Here is a 5,434-nt window from a genome sequence, read left to right as displayed (position 1 = left end):
TCACCTCCTGCGAGACAGGATATGGATCAAATTATTGAATGTCAACACGCCCTAAAATCAAAAACAAAGTCCCAAAGGCTTTGCCCTTGGATCCCACCAGGGGGATAATCCCCCTGGACCCTTGATAATGAAACCACACATCCCGTGATGGGTGCGGTTTAATGTCTGACAGCTGCAATCCGTGCTTTCTCAAAACCTGACAGCTGCAATCAGTTGCTTTCTCAAGGCTCGCAAAGGCTGTTTAATGTAGTGATAATAATTATAATTGAGCGGGTTGAGACGAAACAAACACTCTGCATTCAGCAGTTTCACCCGCCAATCCGGCATATCGGTCATGTTGACTCTGAAATTCTTCAAGCTCAGGGATTGAGTCAACAGTTTCTCTTCCATTTCGATGTTGTAATGGTGCTTTGCAATCCATTCGTTATACAATTCCGAACCCGGATAGGGGGTTGCATAAAAATACCCACCAGGCAGATTCATCTTTTTGCGCCAGCGTATGCTCTCCAAAGCGGTTTTTCTGGTTTCTCCCGGATAGGCAAAGATGAAAGTAGGATTGATTTCCATGCCAGTCTGTCTGACCAGTTGAATGCTGCGTTCCGCGCGCTCCAGGTTGAGTTTTTTGTTCATGCGCACCAACATTTCGCGGCTGCCGGTTTCCAAACCCACATTCAACTCCCGGCACCCGGCATCCCGCATCGCATGCAACAGGGGCAGATCCGCTTCCGTGATGGAGTCTCCCCTGGCACTGCAACGCCATTCGATCTTGAATTCCTTGATTCTTTGACAGAATTCCATGACCCTTGATTTTTTTTGCATAAACAGCTCATCGATGATGATGATCTTAGACACATTGCGCTGTTCGATCATGTAGCGCACATCTTTCATGATCTCATCCATTTCGATGGTACGATACTTTTCGGTGGGTTGATCCTCCACGCGACAGAAGTGACACTTGAAAGGGCAACCCCGTCCGGTGAGAAGAAAGCCGACCCCTTTGGGAAAATAGTGATCCGAGAGAAAATGCCAGGGAAGGTTTGGCATTCTCTCCAGGGCGGGTATGGTCGCGGCTGGGGGATTGACGATCAGTTGCCCATTCTTTTTATATTGGATTCCGGGTGTATTCTCCCAATTCGGGAGATTGTTGATCAAGGCATCGATGACCGGTTCGCCTTCCTGCTCGCAGAGCATGTCGATTCCCGGAATATACGCCCAGAGGATATGCTTGATGGAGGAGGCGATGCGACCACCCAGGATGGTGGGGATGGTGTTGTGGCGCGCAACCAGATCTTCGAACAGTTGCTTGATATAGGGATAACACGAATGCATGCCACCCGTGGCCAGCAGGTCCGCGTCCGGGTGCTCGCCAATAAGCTGCATCACCCGGTCATGATCGCGCAGGACATCGGCATCGATCCAAACCACTTCCACATGACGCTTCAACAGGACCGAAGAGATGCACAACAATCCAAAGGGAGGACGGAAGGCATTGGGTCCGCGTCCTTGGTTGACAGGATTGATGATAACGACCTTCATGGATACCTCCCTGTCAGATTATGCGAGTCGCTCAACATTCCAACGTAACGATTCAGGACCTACATTTGGCGGGGTCCTGGGGCCATTGGCCCCTGCAAGCGTGGGAATCCTGAATCGTTACAGTCCAACAATCTTTCCGACCGTGCCGTAATCATTTGCCTGCAAACAAGGCAGGATCTGATCCAAGACACTCTGCAAATAGACCGGATGTTTCCGGATATCCAAGTAGAAATATTGGATGATGGCATGAAGCAATTGATCCAGGCGTGGGTCAACACAATAGCAGGTCTGACAGGCTGAAGGCATCCGATCGAAATCCCCGGTCAGATGGGCCTGTCTCCAGGACTGGATCAGCGGACTGTTGAACAGCTTTTCCAATGAATCTTCACCGATTTTGCCAAAAACGTTATCGGCATTGTAATCCCGACAACAGCAGGTCAAAACTCCTTCCTTGAGGGTATAGATGCTGTTCCACAACATGTCACACGGCGTTGCGGATCTGGCCTGCATGGGAAAGCAGCTTTTGGTGTTGAAATACACGTTGTCCGGACTCAGCGAAGAGATGTGATGAAACGTGAATTTCTCAGGCTGGGTGACATAGGAAAACATCATTGGAATGAATGCGATCTCATGGTAATTATCCATGGAGACCACCGCATTGATGCCAATCGGATAGGGATTTTCGGCTTGATTGTTCCTGGTGACGAATTGGATCAAATTTTCATGCAGACTCTTCAAATTCCCGCCTACTCGGATCTTCGCGTAGGTTTCCGGGTTCACGGCATCGATGGAGAAGCGCATGGAACGTATGACATCCCGGTATTCGAACAGCAGATCCAGGTGGCGTTCCAGAAGCAGTCCATTTGTGGACAGGGCATTCACGGGAAGTTTGTATTTGCGCAGAATCGTCAGATAATCGCGCAGTTTTTTGTTCATCAGCGGATCGCCGATGGTATGCAGATTGGTGCGGGTGATCCCAGCCGCGACGCTGGCTTTGACCGTCTCTTCAAAGAGATCCAGATTCATCAACCCCTTCTGACGCGTGGACAGGGCCGTCTGACACATGCTGCAATTGAGGTTGCAGGAGTCATTGATCTCGATTTCTCCCATTTTCTTGGGAAGAGTGGAGATTGTTTGGTGGTTTTGGAACGACCCTTTGTGATACGCATCCGCGGAAACGGTTTCGAGGGAGTGCAACAGTTTTTTGATTTGGTTCAACCCATTCACTTCTGGTTTCCGCTTTTCAGAAGAGGTGCCGGAGAAGAGCCGCCGCAGATTGGCTTGCAAATGGTCGATAACTGATTTCATGGCACTTTTTTTGGTTGAACCGGACTTGATGGATGGCGATGTCAAGAATATGGCAAATCGAATTCATTTTCAATAAGGATCTTCCGAAATGCGATGTCCATCCAGATTGTTGATCATCTGTTTGATTGTCGGAAGATTATACCCTTTCCTGTTTCATGTTTCGCTGCTCGTCGGGGTAGCATGGTTCCAAGGCTTGCCATGAGGAGGCCAATTCGACAAAAACGTTTTCATTGGAAATGATGCTTTGTTGGGAATGGGGTATGATCTGTAAATTGGCCAATTGGGTAATGCGGCCAATCATCTCTACCTTGCCCTTTTTGAATACGGATGCACGGAATGTATAATGCCCTGGTAACAAGGATAAATGGGGAATTCTTGCCTCCAGGGTATGTCGTCCGCGCAGGAAAGAGGGCCGCTCCCCGTGATCGGCACTTTGGGTGATGATCGCGGCAATGACTTGTCGGGCTGGCGCTTCGATCATGAAGAAAAAAATCGGCGCCTCAAGATCGACCTTGGCTTCGAACGTCATGCGCAAAATCAACGGCGCACAGGATTCAAGCTGTTGTATCGCTTCGCCGGCGTCATTGTGCAACGAGACCTGTTCAACCCACAGGGTCTGTTCCGTGCCAGGATGGTGAAGATACTGGGCCCCTTTGACCTGCGGCGTGCAGGCCGCGACATAGCGGGTAATGATTTCCCGTGTCGGGCCATCGGCGACGCATTGACCGCTCTTGAAAAAGATGGCTCTGGTGCAGAGACGGTCCACTTGATCGAGATTGTGGGAAATGAAGATGATCGCCATGCCGGATTGGGCGAGCTGCTGCATGCGCGCCATGGCCTTGTTGCGAAAGATCATGTCCCCCACGGCCAGAATTTCATCCACCAGCAGGATATCCGGATTCATGTGGATGGCCACGGCAAATCCCAGGCGCGCCCGCATCCCGGAACTGTAGGATTGCACCGGCGAGTCGATGAACTCCCCGATATCGGCAAACTCGATGATCTGATCCAACCGATGATGGATCTCGCTCTTGGACATGCCAAGAATGGCGGCATTCACGAAAATGTTCTCCCGACCGCTTAAGATCGGACTGAAACCGGCGCCCAGCTGAATCAGGGCGCCGATTCTGCCACGCAGGTGGATCTGCCCTTGATCCGGAAGAATCAATCCGTTGATCAGGCGCAACAGGGTGGTTTTGCCCGCCCCGTTGGGTCCGATGATGCCGACGATCTCCCCGCGCTTGAGGGAAAAGGAGACATCCTGGATGGCCCAGAACTCATCGGTGCGCAACCGATGCTCTCGGGCTTGGCCACGAACCGCGCGCATCATGTCCGTGATGCCGTAATGCAAGGAGCGTCTCAAATCGCGGCAGAATTTCTTGGAGACGTTCTCCACCCGAACCAGTTCATCGTTCACGGAATCGGTTCCTCAGGCGCCCAATCTTTCCAGGACGACCGGTATGGTGATGTGATAAAAAATCAGCGCGATCATCAACAGCAACAACGCGCCACCACTGGCCATTCCATAGGCGAACGGATCGCTCATCACCCCCTTGGCCATCCAATCCCGACACCCCTGCAACAACGGAACAACCGGATTGAGCGTCATCAACAAGGACCACGGCCACTCCTGTGGGGCCGGATAGGCAATGGGGGTCACCAGAAAGCCAATGCGCAACAGCACGTTGGTTCCCTCGCCGACATCCTTGTAAAGAATGCCGAGAGGCACCAGAAGAATGCCAATGGCGGTACCGAAAACGATCAGTGGCAGAATCAGAAGTGGAACGAGCAGGATGGATGATGAAATGCCATGGAAAAAGGCCAGCAGCATTCCGGTCAATACCAGTTGCATGGCCATGAGAAAAAGAACCTGAACCAGACCGGACAAAATCGGCGCTTCCCGATACATGTTGATCTTGATCATGATGGGAACGAACGAATTGAACGATTTCAAGGGGGTGGTGATGCTTTCCGAAAAGATTTGCCAGAGCATGGTTCCAAGCATGACATAGATCGGGTAGGGAATATCGGTGGTTTCAATATTTAATATTTTCTTGTGCAGCAGCAATGCGAAAATCAAAGTTGATAATAAAGGGGTGATCAGGATCCAGAGAAGGCCAAATCTGGATTGTCTGTAACGTTGCTTGGTTTCACGAACAATCAACAGCCATGCCAATTCACGCGATTTCCAAAAATTGCGCAACACCGAACGCAGGATCGCGACAGGATGGATGACGTTGGAATCGGATGTGTAGAGGGTCTCTTCCAAAGGATCAATCCCAGGATGATCGGACATGGGTGGTGGATCTCGTTTGAGGTTTGGTGGGGCTGTGGCCGCATGCTGCTGGGTTGGAAGCGGGCGGGATCGTCATGCGGCCATATTCATGTGTCATGGTCAGGCGTGTCGGGGAAGCGTGGGAAATGGTGGATGATTGTCCTGGCCATGGACAATCCACGATCATTCCCGAGACCCTTCCATCTTTACAATCTTTAATCCACATCCTTCTTCCCGGTCAAGGAGTCATCAACCTTCATATCTCCCGACCGTGGAACGCCCGAAAGGGAATCCCACGGTGAAGATTTGTGAAGT

At 51.0% G+C, this 5,434-nt stretch carries 4 protein-coding genes; all 4 read right to left on the bottom strand.

Annotated features, from left to right (window positions below; all coding sequences use genetic code 11):
• Positions 1 to 189: 189 nt before the first annotated feature.
• Positions 190 to 1,536 carry a B12-binding domain-containing radical SAM protein gene (locus ACV4UY_RS13805; protein ID WP_491608162.1) on the bottom strand — a complete coding sequence of 449 codons (1,347 nt, stop codon included), beginning with the start codon at positions 1,534 to 1,536 and terminating at the stop codon, positions 190 to 192.
• A 117-nt stretch (positions 1,537 to 1,653) separates the two neighbouring features.
• Positions 1,654 to 2,844 (bottom strand): radical SAM/SPASM domain-containing protein, encoded by a 1,191-nt coding sequence (locus tag ACV4UY_RS13800; protein ID WP_491608161.1) that lies wholly within the window; start codon positions 2,842 to 2,844, stop codon positions 1,654 to 1,656.
• A gap of 136 nt (positions 2,845 to 2,980) precedes the next feature.
• On the bottom strand, positions 2,981 to 4,261 hold the full coding sequence (locus tag ACV4UY_RS13795) for an ABC transporter ATP-binding protein (protein ID WP_491608160.1): 1,281 nt from the start codon (positions 4,259 to 4,261) through the stop codon (positions 2,981 to 2,983).
• Positions 4,262 to 4,273: 12 nt separating this feature from the next.
• A complete protein-coding gene (locus ACV4UY_RS13790; protein ID WP_491608159.1) occupies positions 4,274 to 5,140 on the bottom strand; it encodes an ABC transporter permease in 867 nt (288 codons plus the stop codon).
• Between the last annotated feature and the right edge of the window lie 294 nt (positions 5,141 to 5,434).

It is taken from the genome of Candidatus Magnetaquiglobus sp. (genome assembly GCF_058402785.1).
The sequence above is the reverse complement of the archived record's forward strand: the minus strand, read 5'-3'. Positions and strand labels throughout refer to the sequence as shown.

Coding starts and splice junctions, on each gene's coding strand:
- ACV4UY_RS13805 (WP_491608162.1), bottom strand. CDS start 1,536: ATGAAGGTCGTTATCATCAATCCTGTCAACCAAGGACGCGGACCCAAT.
- ACV4UY_RS13790 (WP_491608159.1), bottom strand. CDS start 5,140: ATGTCCGATCATCCTGGGATTGATCCTTTGGAAGAGACCCTCTACACA.
- ACV4UY_RS13800 (WP_491608161.1), bottom strand. CDS start 2,844: ATGAAATCAGTTATCGACCATTTGCAAGCCAATCTGCGGCGGCTCTTC.